Here is an 18515-nt window from a genome sequence, read left to right on the forward strand (position 1 = left end):
CCAGATTCGACACGCCGGACCACTCAAACCGCGTCGGCGAACTGGGAAATCACGGCGGGATTCTCGACGGTCGACGTGTCCTGTGAAATCGCATCGCCTTTCGCAACCGAGCGCAACAACCGGCGCACGACCTTGCCGGAGCGCGTCTTGGGCATCGCGTCGCCGAAACGGATGTCTTTCGGTTTCGCGATCGGGCCGATTTCCTTGCCGACCCAGGCGCGCAACTCGTCCGCCACGCGCTTCGCTTCCGCGCCGGTAGGCCGCTCCATTTTCAGAACGATGAAGGCGACGATGGCTTCGCCGATCGTTTCATCCGGACGCCCGACCACCGCAGCCTCCGCGACCAGCGGATTGGCCGCCAGCGCCGACTCGATTTCCATTGTGCCCATCCGGTGCCCGGACACGTTCAGCACATCGTCGATACGGCCGGTAATCGTGAAGTAGCCGGTGTCCGGGTCGCGAATCGCACCGTCGCCGGCGAGGTACAGCTTGCCGCCGAGGTCGGCCGGGTAATAGTCGTTGCGGAAGCGCTCAGGATTGCCCCAGATGGTGCGGATCATCGACGGCCACGGCTTGCGCACGACAAGCACGCCGCCTTGTCCGTTGGGCACATCCTGACCCGTTTCATCGACGATCGCCGCGTCGATGCCCGGCATCGGCAGCGTGCACGATCCCGCTACGAGCGGCGTGGCGCCGGGCAGCGGCGAGATCATATGGCCGCCGGTCTCGGTCTGCCAGAACGTGTCGAGCACCGGGCAGCGTCCGCCGCCGACCTGTTCGGCGTACCACGTCCACGCGCTCGGATTGATCGGTTCGCCGACCGTGCCGAGGATGCGCAGGCTGCTCAGGTCGAAGCTGCGCGGATGCACGGCCGCGCCCGCTTCGGCGGTCTTGATGAGCGACCGGATCGCGGTCGGCGCGGTATAGAAGATGCTGACCTGATGGCGCTGGATCATGTCCCAGAAACGGCCGGCGTTCGGGTAAGTCGGCACGCCTTCGAAGATCACCTGGGTCGCGCCGACGGCGGTCGGGCCATAGCAGATGTACGTGTGGCCGGTGATCCAGCCGATGTCGGCGGTACACCAGAAAACATCGGCCGGCTTGATGTCGAAGGTCCATTTCATGGTCACGGCGGCCCACAGCAGATAACCGCCGGTGCTGTGCTGCACGCCCTTGGGCGCGCCGGTCGAACCGGATGTGTAGAGCACGAACAGCGGATGCTCCGCGCCGACCCATTCGGGCTCGCAGGTATCGGGCTGGGCCTGTTCGAGTTCGTGCAGCCACGCATCGCGGCCCGCGATCCACGGAATCCGGCCGCCGGTACGGCGATAGATGACGACCGTCTTCACGGCTTCGGCGCCGCCCATCGCAAGGGCTTCGTCGACGATGCTCTTCAGCGGCAGCGTCTTGCCGCCGCGCACCTGTTCGTCGGCCGTAATCACGGCCACCGCGCCGACATCGACCATCCGTTCATGCAGCGATTTGGCGGAAAAGCCGCCGAACACGACGGAGTGCGGCGCACCGATGCGCGCGCACGCCAGCATGGCGACGACGCCTTCCACCGACATCGACATGTAGATCACCACCCGGTCGCCTTTCTTCACGCCGCGCGCGCGCAGCGCATTGGCGAGTCTGCACACGCGGTGATAGAGCGCCTGGTAAGTGATGCGCGTGACCTTGCCGTCGTCCGCCTCGAACACGATGGCCGTTTTGTCGGCATTTCCGTTGATGAGGTTGCGATCCAGACAATTGTAGGAAGCGTTGAGTTCGCCGTCTTCGAACCATTGATAGAACGGCGCGTTCGCTTCGTTCAGGACCTTTGTGAACGGCCGCCTCCACTCGATATGTTCCCTGGCAAGACGCGCCCAGAACGCTTCGTGATCGCGTTCGGCCTCGGCCACCAGCGCACGGTAAGCCTCCATGCCGTCGATGGCCGCGTCCTTGAGCGCGGGGATCTGCAGCGCCGTCGCGTTGAGTGGATCAGGTTCGGTGGCAGGCATGCATAGTCTCCTCAGATGGGTCATAGGGCCGCCGGTGCATCAAGCGCATGGCGCTGGCCATGGTGTGCGCGCCGGCGCGTCCGGAACGCGGGCGCGAGTGCGGCGTCGGCTGCAACTCAGACGCGAAGGAATCGTCGCCTGCGCTGAATCGGCGTGGATGTAGGGTGACTATGACCGTCCGGCTGACGATGTACTTGATGCATATCAAGAGAAGAACTCCGCCGGGCGCCGGCCGGTATTCTCCTGATCAAAACCGGTAATCCGTCCCGCGGAAGTACTCGACCTTGGTGGCAGGGGTGGCAACGCTTATTCGCTGTCGTCGGCGGCAAAGATGCCGTCTTCGGGCTGCGTGCGTTCGTTGTCGACACATTGCACGTGCCAATGGCCCGTTATCAGCGTTTTGCCTGCATCGGAGCACCATTGCGCACGGCCGGTTTCACCCTCGAAGGGGCCAGATTCGGCGTTCAGATCGAGCCCTTCGAGCACGCAGCAGGGCATCGAATCATGTGGCCCGCAAACGAGGGTGTTGCCGCAGTCGACGTGCAACGAGCCCCATTCGGGCAACTCGAGGCCCATATGCCCCTCGCGTGACCATCGACGCGTTTCCTCGTCGAGCCACAGGATGACGAATGCCATGGGATTGACACGGTCGAACGTGTCCAGGTGGATGGTGAGGCGCATGATGTTCTCCGTCCATGCTACGAACATGTTCAAACGAGCGGGTGCCTATTGACTCAAGACCCACTGGATCAACGTGTGGGCATCCTCGGGCGTCAACGGGCCGCCGCGATCCGCCGGCAGTGGCATTGCCATATCGCCCCAGTGGGCCTTGCCGCCGAGTCGCAGCTTGTGTTCAAGCATCACATCGGCGTTTGGCACGCTGCGATAACGGTCCGCAATCTGTTGAAACGACGGCGCGAGAAAAGGCGCGTCGCGGGTATGGCAGAACATGCAATGCTGCTGGTCGACCAGCGCAGTCGGCTCGGACTGGGCGAGCGCTGCGCCGCTTGCGGCCAGCAACAGCGTCAGTGCGCTTGGAGGGAGATAATGCAGGGGTGGGGCATTCACGGGACACACTCCAGGACGGATTGCGAGTTCAATGTAGAGACGGTGCCGCGCCCGCGATTGACTCATATCAAGACAGTATTTCTCCTTCCGTCCGACGATCCGTCCATGGCAGTGGCTCGCATGGCGGCGCCACTAGAGCCACGCATATCTTTCAGGCTGCGGTTATGAAAATCCATTTTCCAGAGGAACGTCCGGAATATTGCGCTCGCGATCTGGTCATCGCCTTTCCGGCAGAGGTCGACGGCGTGCGGGTTCAGTGCGCGATTACGGCCGAAGCGCTCGAAGATCACTTTGGCGCACGGTCGTTACGTGAGGACGACCTGATCGCCGCATTCGATGCTCACCGGCATCCGATCGAGCAGGCTGCGCGGCGTTTGTTGAACGAAGTGGGCGCCAAACCGCTCATGCTGCACAGCGGCTACTTCCGCTTTTACGATTGAAGCGGCCGGCAATGGGCATGGGCCGCGTCGTCTCTACTAGACGCGCGCGAGGCCCTCGAGGTCGAGAATCCTGATCTGCTTGCCGTGGGTGTCGACCAGGCCGTCTTTCTGAAATTTTGAAAACATGCGGCTGACGGTTTCGAGTTTCATCCCGAGGTAGCTGCCGATCTCCTCGCGCGTCATGCGCAAATTGAATTCCGCCGGCGAATAGCCGCGGGTCTTGAGCCTTCCGGACAGGTTCAGCAGGAAGGCGGCCACCCGCTGGTCGGCGGACATCGTGCCGAGCAGCATCATGAGGCTCGCCTCGCGAACGATCTCGCTGCCCATCAGACGATGGACGTGCTGCTGCACGACCTTCACCTCACGGCACATGACTTCGAGCAGATGGAACGGGATGATGCAGACGTGGCTGTCCTCGAGGGCAATCGCGTCGCAGTTGTGCCGGCCTGAGCAGACGCCGTCGAGGCCGAGCGAATCGCCCGCCAGATGGAAGCCGGTGACCTGTTCGCGGCCGTCGCGATGCATCACGATGGTCTTGAACGAGCCGGCGCGGACCGCATAGATGCTCTGGAACGAATCGCCGGCGTGGTATAGCGATACACCGTGTTTGATCGTGCGGGACACGCAGATCAGCGACTCCATGCGCTCCATTTCGGGGGGCGTCAAGCCTTGCGGCATGCAGATCGAGCGCATCGTACAGCTGGAACAGCGCGCGGCGCGGCGAGCCGGAACCGGCGTTGCGAGCGGGGTATTGCCTGAGGCCGGTAGCCGGACACGCTGGAGAGGCATGATTTCGGAATATTCGGCGACGTCAGACATGGTGTGCTCCTATCTCGTTGAATCGTTGAGGCCACGCACGCAACGCTCGTGGGCAATCCGCGTGATCGTCCTGCAGGCAAGATCGAACTCGCTCGTCTTGTCGAAGAAGTACTGTGCGCCGGCCGCGATGCACGCCTGCCTGAACCACGTACCCGAGTGATTCGTCAGCACGATAATGGTCACCCGCGAAATGCGACGCGCGAGGCTCTGCAGCAGTTCCATGCTGGTGCCGCCGATCAGGCGCAAATCCATCACCACGACGTCGGCGCCGGTGGCGTCGATGCCGGCGAGCGCGGCGCCGGGTTCCTCGGCTTCGCCGATAATCTCGACACCGTCGATTGCGCCAAGGAGCGCGGCCATTCGTTGTCTGACCGGGATCGAGTCTTCAACGAGGAAGACGCGCAGTGCTTGCTGGACCGGGCTTGAGTTCATGACTCGAAGTATCGTCGGCGCCGTCTCAAATAAACATCGGCGGCGAGCGAACTTCGGGTAGGCGAGCGCGAAGGCGTGTAGGGAATTGCCTACACGCCGCGCATGTGGCGGTGGATGATGCCGGGCAACCGGCGCATTGATGTGGGGATTGGATTGGCTCCGGAGCGGCCGGTACGCCGCCTTGGGCCTAGATTTCGTCGTCTTCGCCGAGCAGCTTGTGGCGCAGCGCGTAACGCACCAGCGCGGCTTCGTGCGGCATCTGCATTTTTTCGAGGATGCGCGTTTTATAGGTGCTCACCGTTTTGCTGCTGACGCACAATTGCGCGGCGATTTCGGTGATGGTTTGCCCTGCGGCGATGCGGCGGAACACATCGAACTCACGGTCGGACAGGCGTTGATGGGGCAGCGAGTCGGCCGGCTCGTTCAGGCTTTGCGCAAAACGCTCGGCCATCGCGAGACTCACGTAGACGCCCCCGGACGCGACTTTGGTAACGGCGGTCACCAGCTCGGCGCTGGCGCTTTCCTTGGTCAGATACCCTGATGCCCCCGCTTTGAAAGCGCGTACCGCGTACTGCTGCTCGGCATGCATGGTGAGCACGAGAATCCGCAGTGCCGGCTTCTCGTCCTTGATCTGTTTGATCAGCTCGACGCCGTTTCGCCCCGGCATCGACAGATCCAGCACGAGCACCTCCGCGGCGTTCGAGCGGATCAGCGCAATCGTGCTGGCGCCGTCATTGGCCTCGCCGACCACGTCGAAGCCGCTCGCGCCTTGCAGGATATGCCGCAGGCCATCGCGCACCAATGCGTGATCGTCGGCTATCAGCACTCGCGTCATGTTTGCATCTCCTGCTGCTGCACCGCCGAGACGGGAAAGGTCACGGTCAGCGCGAAGCCCTTGCCACTGGAAGTATGGATGTCGACCGTGCCGCCCATCATGTGCGCACGCTCGCGGATACCGAGCAAACCAAACGATTTCTCGGTGGAGGTGGCGGCGTGATTCGTGCCCTGGCCGTTGTCCGCAATTTTCACCACACACACGCCGCCTTCGACATGCACCGTCAACGTGACGAGCGTCGCTTCCGCATGCCGGGCGACATTGGTCAGCGCTTCCTGCACGATGCGAAAGAGCGTCGTCGCGCCCGCTGGCGTAAAGCTGGTGTCGCCGACTTCGATCCGGCGCTCCACCTCGATGCCGTAGCGGTTGGTAAAGTCATTGGCGAGCCATTCGATCGCGGGAATCAGGCCGAGATCGTCGAGCATGACCGGACGCAGGTCGGCAGCGATCCGGCGCACGGAGGCGACCGTCGCGTCGACCAGCCGGCGCATGCCACACAGTTGTTGCAGCAGGCGCGGTTCGGCGGTGGTGTCGAGCTGCTGCTCGACCGATGAAATGTCCATCTTGAGGGCGGTCAATTGCTGTCCAAGGTCGTCGTGCAGTTCGCGGGCGATGCGGGTTTTTTCTTCCTCGCGAACGTTTTGCAGATTCGCGGAGAGTTCGCGCAACTCCTCGCGCGATTGCCGCTGGGCATTTTCCGCTTTGATCCGCTCGGTGATGTCGCGCAGCATGACCGTGTACAGCTTGCCGTCGCCGTCGCGAATCTGCGAAATCGACGCTTCAACAGGAAACTCTTCGCCGTTGCTCCGCAAGCCGTACAGCACGCGCTGCTTGCCCATTTGCCGGTCGGAAACGCCGGTCACGCCGAACTGTTCGACGTGCCGCTCGTGCGCTGTGCGAAAGCGCTCGGGAATGAAGCGCGAGAGCGGGGCGCCGACCGCTTCCATGGCACTGCATCCAAAAATCTGTTCAGCCATTGGATTGAAGATGACGATGTTCTGCCGCTCGTCGACGGTGATGATGGCTTCCATCGACGACCGGATGATTCCCATCATACGTGCCTCGTTCAGCGTCAACTCGCTGCGCGCCTTGCTCGTCGCGGCCCATCCGCCGCCGCGTTCGCCGGCGATCAGGAAGGCCAGCGCGCCGAACAGGCAGGCTGCGGCCACGCCGGCGATCAGCACCGCGGTTTCTGCAAATTCGTCCTCGGCTCGCAGATAGCGGCCGCTCGCCGTATAGGTCAGCGTGATAGGTTCGCCGCCGACGCGCAAGGTGGCGGTTTTACGCATGACGGGCGCGGTCTGCGCGAGCTCGTCGTCCCCGGCGGCGGACGAATAGAGCAGCGTAGCGGGGGTTCCGCTCGATACCTGCAGATCGATGCTGTGTTGTCGGGCGAGGGCGTTATCGAACACACGGCCGGTGTCCAGCGCCGCCACCAGCAGTCGCTTGATGTCCGCGCGCCGCGCTTGTCGCGTGGGCGGCACGCCGGCGTGCGAATACACCGGGAAATAGACGTAAAGACGCGGGTGGAGGCTCGAGCCGATGTCGCCGAATGGCGCCGCGCCGGCGTCGAGCGCGCTTGCTCCTGTGTCGATGGCGCGCAGCAACGCCGTACGGCTCGTGGGCGTGCTGGCCAGGTCGTAGCCGACTGGCATCGCATCGGCGGTGCTCGGCGCCATCAACGTCACCGGCGCGACGGCCGGTCCGGCCACATGACCGGTGCCGCCCGTCAGGCGGGCGATGCCGCCGGCGTCGACATCGGCATAGCCAAGCGCGCGGACGGCAGACGACGTCTCGTCCAGATCGAGTTGCGCGACATATCGGCGCCATGTATCGGCATCGACCGCGGGCGCAACGGCGAGCACGCCGCGCGCGCCGCGCAGCAGCGATTCGCCGGCGGCGAACTCGCGCTGCAGATCTGCGGTGATTTGCGTAGTACGCTGATCGAAGCGGCTGTTGGCGGCGTGCAACGACTGCTCGCCGACCCAGTGCCATGCAGCGAGCGCAACCAGCAGGACAACAGCAAATGTGAGCGCCGCGACAAGTTTGGGGCGTCGCGCAGGTGGTACCACCCGCGTGTGCGGAGGCGATTCGTTAGCGAAGGGCGGCTTACCGCGAAAGGGCATGTGCGCCTCATTGGATGGTGGCGATGCGCAACACCAGCTTACAGAGCAGGCGCGGAGCGGGAAACGTCACCGCAATTTTCTTTAGTTGCAATCGGAACAACGCGTGCGCCGCTATTGTGCGCGGTTTGCACGGATCGTGCCAGTATCGTCCCAGGACGCCATCGAAGCCGCGCTATGCGCGAATGCCGGCGAACCGAGGACCCGCCGCGCTTGATCCGTGTCAAGCTCATTCCGGGCTGCGAACCGCAGACTGAAAGTGCGTCGCCCGCTGGCGTGCCCTGATAGCCGTGGCCGTTCAGGACGGCGGCGAATTCAAGGGGAAGGTCATGTACAAACGGATTCTCGTAGCAATCGACGGCAGCCAGGCCGCGCAGCTCGCGCTCGAAGAAGCGCTAAAAATCGCTCAGGCCGCGCAGGCGACGGTGACGGCCGTCTTCGTCGCCGAACATGTCGTGCAGATGGTCGACATAGGAACCGGCTTGATCGACGAGCAGCCGCGCGACACAGCAGCGGCCGAAGCCGCGATGGCGACGCTCGAAGATGCCCGCGCGCTTTTTGAACAGCGCAACGTGCGCGGATTGACGCGGACCATCGACGCGTACGGCGAAGACGTCGCCACTGTCTTGTGCCGTGTGGCAGACGAGTGCGAAGCCGATCTGGTGGTGATGGGCACGCATGGGCGGCATGGCATCGGCCGGCTGTTGCTCGGCAGTGTCGCCGAGGCGGTTTTGCGGGGCGCCGGGATGCCCGTTCTACTGGTTCGGCGCGAACGGGACATGGACGAGATCCCTTCGAGCCTGTGATAGGGGGAGAGGCGGTGAACCGGCGCGCGGGGGGCAAAAAAGAAGCGCCCTGAAAACCGGGCGCTTTGAGTCGCGCGAGGGTCACTTTCGCGCCATTCCTGAATGGTTCGGTCAATGCGACATCAGTACCGGCACGGTCATCGATTGGAGGATCGTGCGGGTCGCGCCGCCCATCACCAGCTCCTGCCAGCGGGCATGGCCATAGCCGCCCATCACGAGCAGATCCGCACCGATCCCGGACGCCTGTGACAACAATGCGTCGCCGATCGACGCGTCGGCGCCGGCTTCGATATCCTTGACCTCGACGTTGACGCCATGCCGGGCGATGAGCGTCGCGATGTCCGCGCCCGGCATGCGGGGGCGCAGCTCGCCACCCGCGCCGTTGACGGTGACGATCGTGGTGGTTTGCGCCGCACGCATGAACGGCAGCGCATCGTGGACCGCGCGGGTGGCTTCGCGGCTGCCGTCCCAACCGACCATCACGTGTGTGCCGGGCGACGTGACGCTGCTGGCGTAAGGCATCAGCAACACGGGACGACCCGAGGACATGATCAGGTTTTCGGGGAAATAGTCGCCGACATACGACTCCGGATCGTTCGGGTCGTCCTGGCCGGCGATGATCAGATCGGCGCACCGGCCGAGAGACGGCACCGCGAGCCTGGCTGGGGTCTCGACGGCGATCCACTCGCCGGCGACCTCCGCGCGGCTCAACTCCGCATGAAAGAGCCGCTCGAGCGCGCCGCGGCGTTCCATGCGCAGCTGCTCGTGCGTGCTGTACGCGGCGGTTCCGGCCATCACGTAGAGCGCGCGCGGATCGGGCGTGAACACCGCATACACGCCGGTCAGATGGGCGCCGAACTGCCTGGCCAGGCGCAGCGCGAGTTCGAACCGGGGATGCGCGTGCTGACTCATATCCAGATGGACGACGATGGTCTTGTAGGTCATTGCAACGCTCCAGAATTGGATGAGTGGCGCATGAACGGGTGATCTGAGTCTATGGGCCGGGTGGCCGGCGGGGTTGATTCAGATCAATGGTGCGCGAGCGCCCGATTGGCCCCGACTAGCGCCCGATACGCGATCTGCGTTGCGCCGGGCGCCATCCGCCATCCGCCGTCAGGCCACCACGTGAAAGCCCGCGTCCGTGTAAACCGTCGAGCCGGTCAGCGTCATGCCTGCCTCGCTCGCGAGCACGGCGGCGATCCGGCCGATTTCCTCGATCGTGACGAGGTGCTGCGCCGGCGTTCGCGCGAGTCCGCGCTTGCCCGTGTCTGGGTGCGGTGAAATGCCGTGTCGAACGATGCCGTCTGCAAAAGATGCGGCCGCAGGTGCTGGATCGCCCGGATGAGCCGCACGCTCTGCGGCTGGTGCAGCGGGGCGAGTGGCACGAGCGCGGCGATGGCCGCGAGCGTGGCGTCGTCGATCGCCACGGGCCCGCCGAAGCGGTCGCCGCCGTGCACCACGCGATGGCCGACGCGGACCAGATCGTCGAGCGGAAAGTGCGCGGCGAACCAGCCGAGCGTCTCGTCGAGGACTTCGTGGAGGTCGTCGGTGACGGCTGCCTTGAGCGGAATGTCGTTCGCCCCCGCGCCATGGACGAGATGAAGGCGCAACGGCTGATGCCGCAAATCGATCAGGCCATGACCGATTCTCGACGCCGCGCTGTCCAGCACGCTGTATAAGCCGATCTTGATGGTCGAGGAGCCGGGATTGAACGTCAGCAGGAGTGGGGCGCTCATGATCGGATCGGACCTCCCGGCGTGCGTTCGGCTGCCAGCTTGGCGAGCGCCACGGAAGCGAGGCGCACGCGCAGGCTGTCGGCGCGGCTCGTGACGATGATCGGCAGGCGCGCGCCGAGCACGAGGCCCGCCGCGTCGGCGCCGGCGAAGTACATGAGTTGCTTGGCGAGCATGTTGCCGACTTCCAGGTCCGGGACCAGCAGGATGTCCGCCTGACCCGCCACCGGCGAATTGATCTGTTTGGTTTTCGCCGCCGCGAAGCTGATGGCGTTGTCGAAGGCGAGCGGGCCGTCGACCAGCGCTCCGGTGATCTGGCCGCGTGCGGCCATCACGGTGAGCGCGGCCGCGTCGAGCGTGGTCGGCATTTTGGCGTTGACCGTTTCCACGGCGGCGAGCACCGCGACCCGCGGCAGTTCGGCGCCCATCACATGCAGCAGATCAATTGCGTTCTGGCAGATGTCGCGCTTGTGTTCGAGCGACGGCTGGATATTGACGGCGGCATCGGTGACGACCAGCGGCTTCGAATAGGCCGGCACGTCCATCGCGTAGACATGGCTGATGCGCCGCGCTGTGCGCAGGCCGGAGGCCGGCGCGACGACCGCGGCGAGCAACTCGTCCGTATGCAGGCTGCCTTTCATCAACGCGGCAACTTTGCCGGCCGCCCCCAGTTCGACTGCGCGCGCGGCGGCCGCGTGGCTGTGCTCGACCGCCTCGATCGGCATGCCGTCGAGATTCACGCCGGCCGCTTCCGCGGCGGCGCGGATTTTTGCCTCGGGGCCGACCAGCACGGGTTCGAGCAGGCCTTCGTCGCGGGCCTCGAGCGCCGCCATGATGGCTTCGACGGAGCACGGATGGACGATCGCGGTACGCAACGCAGGACGGGCGCGCGCCTCGTGGATGAACGCCTCGTAGCGGTCGTGCCGCCGGATCGAGACGTCGGGGCGCGGCGCGGACGGCCACACAACCGGTGTTGACGGCGCGATCACGGTTGCGGCGCCTAGCAACACCACGTCGCCCGCCTGGTTCGTGCAACAGGTGTCGAGCAGGACGATGCGTTTGTCCGGGCATTTTTCCTTCACGGTCACGGTCGCCGTGACGGTGTCGCCCGGCGCGACCGGGCGGCGGAACTGCAAGGTCTGGTCGAGATAGATGGTGCCCGGGCCGGGCAGCCTCGTGCCGAGCAGCGCGGAGATCAGCGCGGCGGTCCACATGCCGTGGACCACCACGTGACCGAACAGGTCGCCCGAGGCGAAAGCCGCGTCCACATGCGCGGGGTTGATATCGCCGGACATGGCGGCGAACAGATCGATGTCGTTCTGCGCGGCCACGCGCACGAGCGACGCAGATTCGCCGATCGCGAGTTCATCGAAAGTCCGGTTGCGCAACAGGTTGTCGTTCACGTGCGCCTCCTAAGCCTGGAAAACGTAAGTGCCGGGCGCGTCCGCCAGCGGCTGGCCGTGCTCGCCGGCCGGCATCGGCGGCGACGCCACGCGTTGCGGACTCGAATGCGCCTGGAGCCACTCGCTCCATACGGGCCACCACGATCCGTCCTGCTCGGTGACGTCGGCTACCCATTCATCGGGGCCGATGCGCAGGTCGTTGGCCGCGCTGAGTTTCATCCGGAAGTGCCGGTGCGGATGCCCGGGCTCGCTGACGATGCCCGCGTTGTGACCGCCGCTCGTCAACACGAACGCGATGTCGGTATCGGACAGGTTGTGGATCTTGTAGACGGATTGCCACGGCGCGATGTGATCGCGCTCCGTACCCACCACGAACATCGGCGCGCGGATGTTGCGAATCGAGACAGGCCGCGCGTCGACCAGATATCTGCCGCAAGCCAGGTCGTTATCGAGAAAGAGGCGCCGCAGATACTCCGAATGCATCCGGTACGGCATGCGGGTCGCATCGGCATTCCAGGCCATCAGGTCGATCACCGGCTCGCGCTCTCCGAGCAGATAGTCGCGAATCACGCGCGACCAGATCAGATCGTTCGACTGGAGCAACTGGAACGCGCCGGACATCTGGTCGGCAGCAAGATAGCCTTGCGACCACATCATGCTTTCGAGGAAATAGACTTCGCTGTCGTCGATGAACAGTTGCAGTTCGCCGGGCTCGGTGAAGTCCGTCTGCGCGGCAAACAGCGTGATCGAGGCGAGCCGTTCGTCGCCGGCTTCGGCCATCGCCGCCGCGGCGATCGACAGCAACGTGCCGCCGAGGCAATAGCCGGTTGCATGAATCCGCCGGTCCGGCACGATCCGCGAGACGGCGTCGAGCGCCGCCATCACGCCTGATTGCCGGTAATCGTCGAGACTGAGATTGCGGTCGTCACTCTCCACGTTGCGCCACGAAATGCAGAACACCGTGTGGCCTTGTTCGACCAGGTAGCGAATCAGCGAGTTATGCGGCGACAGATCCAGGATGTAGTACTTCATGATCCACGCCGGCACGATCAGGACGGGTTCGGCGAGAACCGCCTCACCCGCGGGGCTGTACTGGATGAGTTCGATCAGGTGATTGCGGAACACGACCTTGCCGGGCGTGACGGCGAGATTCACGCCGACCTTGAACTGCTCCATCCCGGCGGCGGGCTTGCCGCAGGCCGCGCGGTTCGCGTCTTCGAGCGCATTGCGGGCGCCCTGTGCGAGGCTCAGGCCGCGTGTTGCCGCCGCGCGTTGGAGGACTTCGGGGTTGGTGAGCGGAAAATTCGCCGGCGCCATCATGTCGAGCAGCTGGCGCGCAACGAACGCCGCGACGTCCTCGTGATGGCGCGTGGCGCCCGGCACGTTGCGCGTTGCGGTATTCCACCACTGCTCGGCGAGCAGGAAACTTTGCTGCCACAGACGGTATGGTTCGATCTGCCACGCTTCGGCACGAAACCGGTGGTCAGCAGGCGACGGCTCTGCCAAACGAGGCGCGGGCTGCCCGAGTGCAAGCTGAGCGAGATATTCGGCTAGCCGTCGCACATTCGACACGCACAGCGATGCCAGTTCGAGCTGCTTGCCCGGCGCGACCGCGAGATGAATCAGCCAATCTGACAGCGCCGCGCCCAGCGCCGCCGGTGAGAGACCGGCGGTCATGCGCGCGATGAGTGCCTCCTTGGCGTGGTCCAGATCGCGAAACGTTTTGCCATCGAGGCTGGGCGCGGCGCCGCCCGCTGCGGTGGGGAGGGCGGTGCCGACTGCTCGCGTGCGGATGTCCATTGAGATTCCTTTGCGTTCGACTGCGCTTGGTTCGACGGCGTCGCCGGATAAGCGCGAAGCCACTGAGAGACGACGGTCACGCCGGGAACGATGTTCCGGACGCGGCGCATACCTGGAGGCCAGATGCACTGCGTTAACGTAGCAATCACGCAGCAATCACCGCGCCCGGGTTGTGCGACGCAGCAATTACTTGATGCTTGGACTTTAGTCGCCCGCAGGCCCCGGTCTTTGATCCCGGTCAATCGAAGTGGGAGCGGGGAAACCGGATAAATGATCGCTGAACGCTGCTTACGCGCGTGTGACGCGCGTGCCCGCCGTACCGTTTGCCATCTCCACGATGTGATCGAGCGAGCCGATGACGGCCGGCCGGCCAGTGCGCGAGACGAACTCGCACGCCGCCTCGACCTTCGGTCCCATTGAGCCGGCCGGGAAAGACATCGACCGGAGTCCCGCCACCGTCACCTCGTGCAGCACGCGTTCGCTCGGCGTGTGCCAGTCGGCATAGACCGCGTCCACGTCGGTGGCGATCAGCAGCAGATCGGCGTCGACGTCCGCCGCCAGCAGCGCGCTGCACAGGTCTTTGTCGATCACGGCTTCCACGCCGCAGCGGGTCCGGCCATCGGCTGCGACCGTGACCGGAATGCCGCCGCCGCCGGCGGCAATCACCACGGCATCGTGGCCGAGCAGCCAATGAATGGGCTGAAGCGCGACGATGCGTTGCGGTTTCGGCGACGCGACGACGCGCCGGAAACCGTCGCCGTCCGGCGCGACGGCCCAGCCTTTGCCGATGACCAGGCGTTCGGCCTCCGCCTCCGCGTAAACGGGGCCGATCGGCTTGGTGGGGTGCATGAAGGCCGGATCGGCGGCGTCGACTTCGACCCGCGTCAGCAGGGTCGCCACCTCCCGTTGCGGCGGCAAGACGTTGGCCAGTTCCTGCTCGAGCAGATAACCGATCATGCCTTCCGACTCGGCGTCGAGCACATCCAGCGGTGCCGCGCCGGCCGCACCCGCGGCGGCGGCCTGCAATGCCAGCAAACCGACCTGGGGCCCGTTGCCGTGCGGAACGATCAGTTGGTTGCCGTCCGCCAGCCGCGCGATCTGCGCTGCGGCGCGGCGGATATTGGCGATCTGGTGGGACATCGTCATCGGCTCGCCGCGCCGAAGCAGGGCGTTGCCGCCGAGTGCGATCAGAATGCGCATGACGGCTCCTTAAGCGAGTGTCGCCACGAGTACCGCCTTGATCGTGTGCATGCGGTTTTCAGCCTGCGAAAACACAATCGACGCATCCGATTCGAAGACTTCGTCGCTGACTTCGAGCTCGGTCAGACCGAAGTGCTCGTGAATCTGCCGGCCGGTTTCGGTCTCCAGATTGTGATACGCGGGCAGGCAATGCATGAAGTGCGTGCGCGGCTTGCCGGTTGCGTTCATCAACGCCGCATTGACCTGGTATGGCCGCAGCAGCTCGATGCGCGGCCCCCAGGCCTCCACCGGCTCGCCCATCGAAACCCACACGTCGGTATAGACGAAGTCGACGCCGCTCACCGCCTCATGCGGATCCTCGACGATCGTCACGCGAGCGCCGGTCCGTTGCGCGAGGCGCCGCATCTGCCCGACGAGTGCCTGGTCGGGCCAAAGTTCGCGCGGCGCGGCAATGCGCACGTCCATGCCCATCTGCACGCCGCCGATCAGCAGCGAATTGCCCATATTGAAGCGCGCGTCGCCGATGTAGCAGAACGACAGTTCGTGCAGCGGCTTTTCACCGAATTCCTGCATCGTCAGCAAGTCCGCGAGCACCTGGGTCGGATGGAATTCGTCGGTCAGACCGTTCCAGACGGGCACATGCGAATACAGCGCGAGATCTTCCACCACGCTCTGGTGAAAGCCGCGATATTCGATCCCGTCATAGAGCCGGCCGAGCACGCGCGCCGTGTCTTTGAGCGACTCCTTGCGGCCAAGCTGCGAGCTCGCCGAATCGATGTAGGTGACATGGCCGCCCTGGTCGTGCACGGCAACCTCGAACGCGCAGCGCGTGCGGGTCGAGGTCTTTTCGAAAATCAGCGCGATATTCTTGCCGTTGAGCCGGGCGACTTCGTTGCCGGCGTACTTCGCGCGCTTCAGCTCGGCGGCAAGGTCGAGAAGAAAACGGATGTCGCGTGGGGTGAAGTCCTGCATGTTCAGCAGGCTGCGGTTGCGCAGGTTGAATGCCATGGCGTGAGGGTCCTTGAAATAGGGAAGGCGGAATGGGTCTCAGACGGGATCGCGTTCGATCGGGCAGGTCATGCAATGTCCGCCGCCGCGCCCGCGCCCCAGTTCCCCGCTCGGAATCGTGATGACTTCGACGCCCGCCTTGCGCAGCAGCGTGTTCGTATAGACGTTGCGGTTGTAGGCGACCACCACGCCCGGCGAGAGTGCGATCACGTTGTTGCCGTCGTCCCACTGTTCGCGTTCGGACTCCCAGGTATCACCGCCGGTGGCGACGACGCGCAGCGTCTTGATATCCAGCGCCTGCGCAACCACATCGAGAAACGGCGCGGTTTCGAGCCGGACGTCGAGCTTGCCCGGCTCGTGCGACGGCCGCAGGCTGGTGCAGCGGATGCCGTCGACAACCTCTGGAAAGATCGTGACCAGATCGCGGTCGCAGAAGGTGAATACCGTATCGAGATGCATGGCGCCGCGCGAGCGCGGCAACTGGGCGGCGATCACATGTTTCACCGATTCGCTTGCGAACAGGGAGCGCGCGAGTTGCGCGACGCCCTGCGGCGACGTGCGCTCGCCCATGCCGATCAGGACGACGTCGCGCGATAGCGGCATGACGTCGCCGCCTTCCAGCGTGGCGCCGCCGTGATCGACGTCCGGACCGCCCCACCAGATGCGCGTGCCGCCGTTGAACAGCGGATGAAAGCGGTAGATCGCCGCGCTTAGCAGCGTTTCCTGGCGGCGTGCCGGCCAGTACATCGAGCCGAGTACGGCGCCGTTGTTGATCCAGCAACTGTTGTCGCGGGTGAACAGCGTATTGGGCAGCGGCGGAAGGATAAAGCCGGCCGGTTCCGTACATTGCGACAGCAGGCCCGCGGGCTCGAACGGCAGTTCGGCCCGCACGATCCCGCCGATCAGCCGGGTGGCGAGCTCGTCGGCTTTCATCTCGTCGAGCCACGGCAACAGCTGCGCCGACAATTCCAGATCGACGGTGCCCGGCGACAGCTTGCGTTCGAGCACCCAGTCGCGTGCGTCCCGGCCTTGCAGAATGTCCGCCAGCAGGTCATGCATGTCGAGCACTTCGATGCCGTGCTCCTGCATCGCACTGACGAAAGCGTAGTGATCGGTCTTGGCCTGGGAGACCCACAATACATCGTCGAACAGCAGTTCGCGGCAATTCGCAGGCGTCAGGCGTGCCTGGGCGAGCCCGGGCCGACAGACCATGACCTTGCGCAACGTACCGACTTCGGAATAGACGCCGAGTGACATAGAATTTTTCCTTTTGAATAGCGGCTTACAGGCCTAGCGCGCCGCTCGCCAGCAGCCACGCGGCGATGGCGGCGAGCACGACCAGCGCGGCCAGAATGACGGCCTCGAAGGGCTTGAAAAGACGTGCGCCGCGTTCGCGTTTCGCCCAGCCGTACAGCAGTACGCCGGGTGCATAGAGCAGCGCGGAAAGCAGCAGATACTTCGGGCCGGCTGCATACAGCAGCCAGCAGCAATAGACGGTCGCGGCCGCACCGATCAGCATGTCGCGGCCGCGGACGGTGTCGGTCACCTTGTAGCCTTCGCCACGCATGGCGATGCGGGTCGCGTACACAGCCGAGAAGAGATAGGGGACCAGGATCATCGAGGTCGCGAGCGAAATCAGCGCCTGATAGGTCGCGTTCGACACCAGCGTGATGATCAGGAACAGTTGCACGAGCCCGTTGGTCACCCACAGTGCATTGGCCGGAACGCCGTGGCTGTTTTCGCGCGCGAGGAAGGCCGGCATCACGCCGCCGCTCGCCGGCGTGAAGAGTGTTTCCGCCGCCAGCAAGGTCCAGACGAGCAGCGCGCCGCCCACCGAGACCAGCAGCCCGAGGCTGATCAGCACCGCGCCCCAGGTGCCGACGGCCTTCTCGAGCACGCCTGCCATCGACGGGTTCTTCATGGCGGCCAGCTCGCCCTGCGGCACGATGCCGAGCGACAGCAGCGACACCGCCATCAGCAACAACAGCACCACGGCGAACCCGAGCATGGTGGCGCGGCCGATATCCTCGCGACGTTGCGCGCGGGCCGAAAACACATTGGCGCCCTCGATGCCGATGAACACCCAGACCGTGATCAGCATGGTGCTTTTGACCTGCGTGAACACGTCGCCGAGCTTCGGGTTGCCCCAGAAGTCCTGCGTGAAGATGTGGCTTCTGAAGGCGGCGAGCGCAAGCACGATGAACAGCAGGAGAGGAACGATCTTGGCGACGGTGGTGACCGCATTGAGAATGGCCGCGCTGCGCACGCCGCGCAGAATCACCGCATGCATGATCCACAGCACGATCGACGCGCCCAACACTGCGGCGCGCGTGTTGCCGTCGCCGAACACCGGAAAGAAATAGCCGAGTGTGCCGAAGACGATGACGAGATAGCCGACATTGCCGATCCACGCGCTGACCCAGTAACCCCAGGCCGAGTTGAAGCCGACGAACTCGCCGGCGCTGGCGCGCGCGTAAGCGTAGATGCCGTTGTCGAGATCGGGTTTGCGCGTGGTCAGGGTCTGATAGACGAAGGCCAGCATTAACATGCCCGCGCCGGTGATCAACCAGCCGATCAATACCGCAGCGGCGCCGGCGCCCGACGCCATGTTCTGCGGCAACGAAAACACGCCGCTGCCGATCATCGAGCCGATCACGAGCGCCGTCAGCAGGCCGAGACGCAGCGGCTTGGCTGCCGAAGTATTGGTCTGGACAGCCGATCCGGGAGTCGACGATCCCGAAAATGAATCCGCTAGATTCTTCATGACATGCCCTCGTTGGTTTTTTAGACACAGTGATTAGGTCACTTCGGGACGGTCGGCCGATTGATCTGGATCAGTCATATATCG

Annotated in this window: 17 protein-coding genes and 1 pseudogene; 2 read left to right on the forward strand and 16 right to left on the reverse strand. The window is 64.6% G+C overall.

Annotated features, from left to right (window positions below; all coding sequences use genetic code 11):
- Positions 1–23: 23 nt before the first annotated feature.
- From acs to SB772_RS03360, 3 genes are all read right to left on the reverse strand, one after another.
- The gene (acs, locus tag SB772_RS03350) at positions 24–2000 is read right to left on the reverse strand and encodes an acetate--CoA ligase (RefSeq protein ID WP_410831869.1); all 1977 of its coding nucleotides are present in this window, start codon (positions 1998–2000) and stop codon (positions 24–26) included.
- Between the two features lie 306 nt (positions 2001–2306).
- A complete protein-coding gene (locus SB772_RS03355; RefSeq protein WP_410831870.1) occupies positions 2307–2681 on the reverse strand; it encodes a DUF3564 domain-containing protein in 375 nt (124 codons plus the stop codon).
- A 45-nt stretch (positions 2682–2726) separates the two neighbouring features.
- Positions 2727–3020 carry a c-type cytochrome gene (locus tag SB772_RS03360; RefSeq protein WP_410832241.1) on the reverse strand — a complete coding sequence of 98 codons (294 nt, stop codon included), beginning with the start codon at positions 3018–3020 and terminating at the stop codon, positions 2727–2729.
- Between the two features lie 212 nt (positions 3021–3232).
- Between SB772_RS03360 and SB772_RS03365 the strand changes: the two genes are divergently transcribed.
- Positions 3233–3508 carry a DUF1488 domain-containing protein gene (locus SB772_RS03365; protein ID WP_410831871.1) on the forward strand — a complete coding sequence of 92 codons (276 nt, stop codon included), beginning with the start codon at positions 3233–3235 and terminating at the stop codon, positions 3506–3508.
- Positions 3509–3544: 36 nt separating this feature from the next.
- On the opposite strand, the gene SB772_RS03370 is transcribed toward SB772_RS03365, so the two are convergent.
- From SB772_RS03370 to SB772_RS03385, 4 genes are all read right to left on the reverse strand, one after another.
- On the reverse strand, positions 3545–4327 hold the full coding sequence (locus tag SB772_RS03370; RefSeq protein ID WP_410831872.1) for a helix-turn-helix domain-containing protein: 783 nt from the start codon (positions 4325–4327) through the stop codon (positions 3545–3547).
- A gap of 9 nt (positions 4328–4336) precedes the next feature.
- The gene (locus SB772_RS03375) at positions 4337–4759 is read right to left on the reverse strand and encodes a response regulator transcription factor (protein ID WP_410831873.1); all 423 of its coding nucleotides are present in this window, start codon (positions 4757–4759) and stop codon (positions 4337–4339) included.
- Positions 4760–4946: 187 nt separating this feature from the next.
- Complete coding sequence (locus SB772_RS03380; RefSeq protein WP_410831874.1) at positions 4947–5594, reverse strand: response regulator; 648 nt, start codon at positions 5592–5594, stop codon at positions 4947–4949.
- Positions 5591–7720 (reverse strand): PAS domain S-box protein, encoded by a 2130-nt coding sequence (locus SB772_RS03385; protein WP_410831875.1) that lies wholly within the window; start codon positions 7718–7720, stop codon positions 5591–5593. Before SB772_RS03385 ends, SB772_RS03380 begins: the two co-directional genes overlap by 4 nt.
- A 326-nt stretch (positions 7721–8046) precedes the next feature.
- Between SB772_RS03385 and SB772_RS03390 the strand changes: the two genes are divergently transcribed.
- Positions 8047–8523, forward strand: coding sequence for a universal stress protein (locus SB772_RS03390; protein ID WP_410831876.1), 477 nt, complete (start codon positions 8047–8049; stop codon positions 8521–8523).
- 111 nt (positions 8524–8634) lie between these two features.
- Here the strand turns inward: SB772_RS03390 and SB772_RS03395 are convergent, their stop codons facing one another.
- The 9 genes and pseudogenes from SB772_RS03395 to arcD form a co-directional block, all read right to left on the reverse strand.
- A complete protein-coding gene (locus SB772_RS03395; RefSeq protein ID WP_410831877.1) occupies positions 8635–9468 on the reverse strand; it encodes a universal stress protein in 834 nt (277 codons plus the stop codon).
- Between the two features lie 168 nt (positions 9469–9636).
- Positions 9637–9822: an SDR family oxidoreductase gene (locus SB772_RS03400; protein WP_410832242.1), complete on the reverse strand. Its 186-nt coding sequence runs from the start codon at positions 9820–9822 to the stop codon at positions 9637–9639.
- Positions 9792–10259: pseudogene (locus SB772_RS03405) on the reverse strand (acetate/propionate family kinase); the annotation flags it as partial. The pseudogene SB772_RS03405 and the gene SB772_RS03400, both read right to left, overlap by 31 nt.
- Positions 10256–11659, reverse strand: coding sequence for a bifunctional enoyl-CoA hydratase/phosphate acetyltransferase (locus SB772_RS03410; protein ID WP_410831878.1), 1404 nt, complete (start codon positions 11657–11659; stop codon positions 10256–10258). The pseudogene SB772_RS03405 and the gene SB772_RS03410, both read right to left, overlap by 4 nt.
- Before the next feature lie 9 nt (positions 11660–11668).
- Positions 11669–13459 (reverse strand): PHA/PHB synthase family protein, encoded by a 1791-nt coding sequence (locus SB772_RS03415; protein ID WP_410831879.1) that lies wholly within the window; start codon positions 13457–13459, stop codon positions 11669–11671.
- Between the two features lie 288 nt (positions 13460–13747).
- Positions 13748–14659: a carbamate kinase gene (gene arcC / locus SB772_RS03420; RefSeq protein ID WP_410831880.1), complete on the reverse strand. Its 912-nt coding sequence runs from the start codon at positions 14657–14659 to the stop codon at positions 13748–13750.
- Positions 14660–14668: 9 nt separating this feature from the next.
- Positions 14669–15667 carry an ornithine carbamoyltransferase gene (gene argF, locus SB772_RS03425; RefSeq protein WP_410831881.1) on the reverse strand — a complete coding sequence of 333 codons (999 nt, stop codon included), beginning with the start codon at positions 15665–15667 and terminating at the stop codon, positions 14669–14671.
- A 39-nt stretch (positions 15668–15706) separates the two neighbouring features.
- On the reverse strand, positions 15707–16924 hold the full coding sequence (locus SB772_RS03430; protein ID WP_410831882.1) for an arginine deiminase: 1218 nt from the start codon (positions 16922–16924) through the stop codon (positions 15707–15709).
- A 25-nt stretch (positions 16925–16949) separates the two neighbouring features.
- On the reverse strand, positions 16950–18431 hold the full coding sequence (arcD, locus tag SB772_RS03435; RefSeq protein WP_410831883.1) for an arginine-ornithine antiporter: 1482 nt from the start codon (positions 18429–18431) through the stop codon (positions 16950–16952).
- Positions 18432–18515 lie beyond the last annotated feature (84 nt).

Source organism: Paraburkholderia sp. SIMBA_030 (assembly GCF_046535245.1).
Classification (GTDB): Bacteria; Pseudomonadota; Gammaproteobacteria; order Burkholderiales; family Burkholderiaceae; genus Paraburkholderia.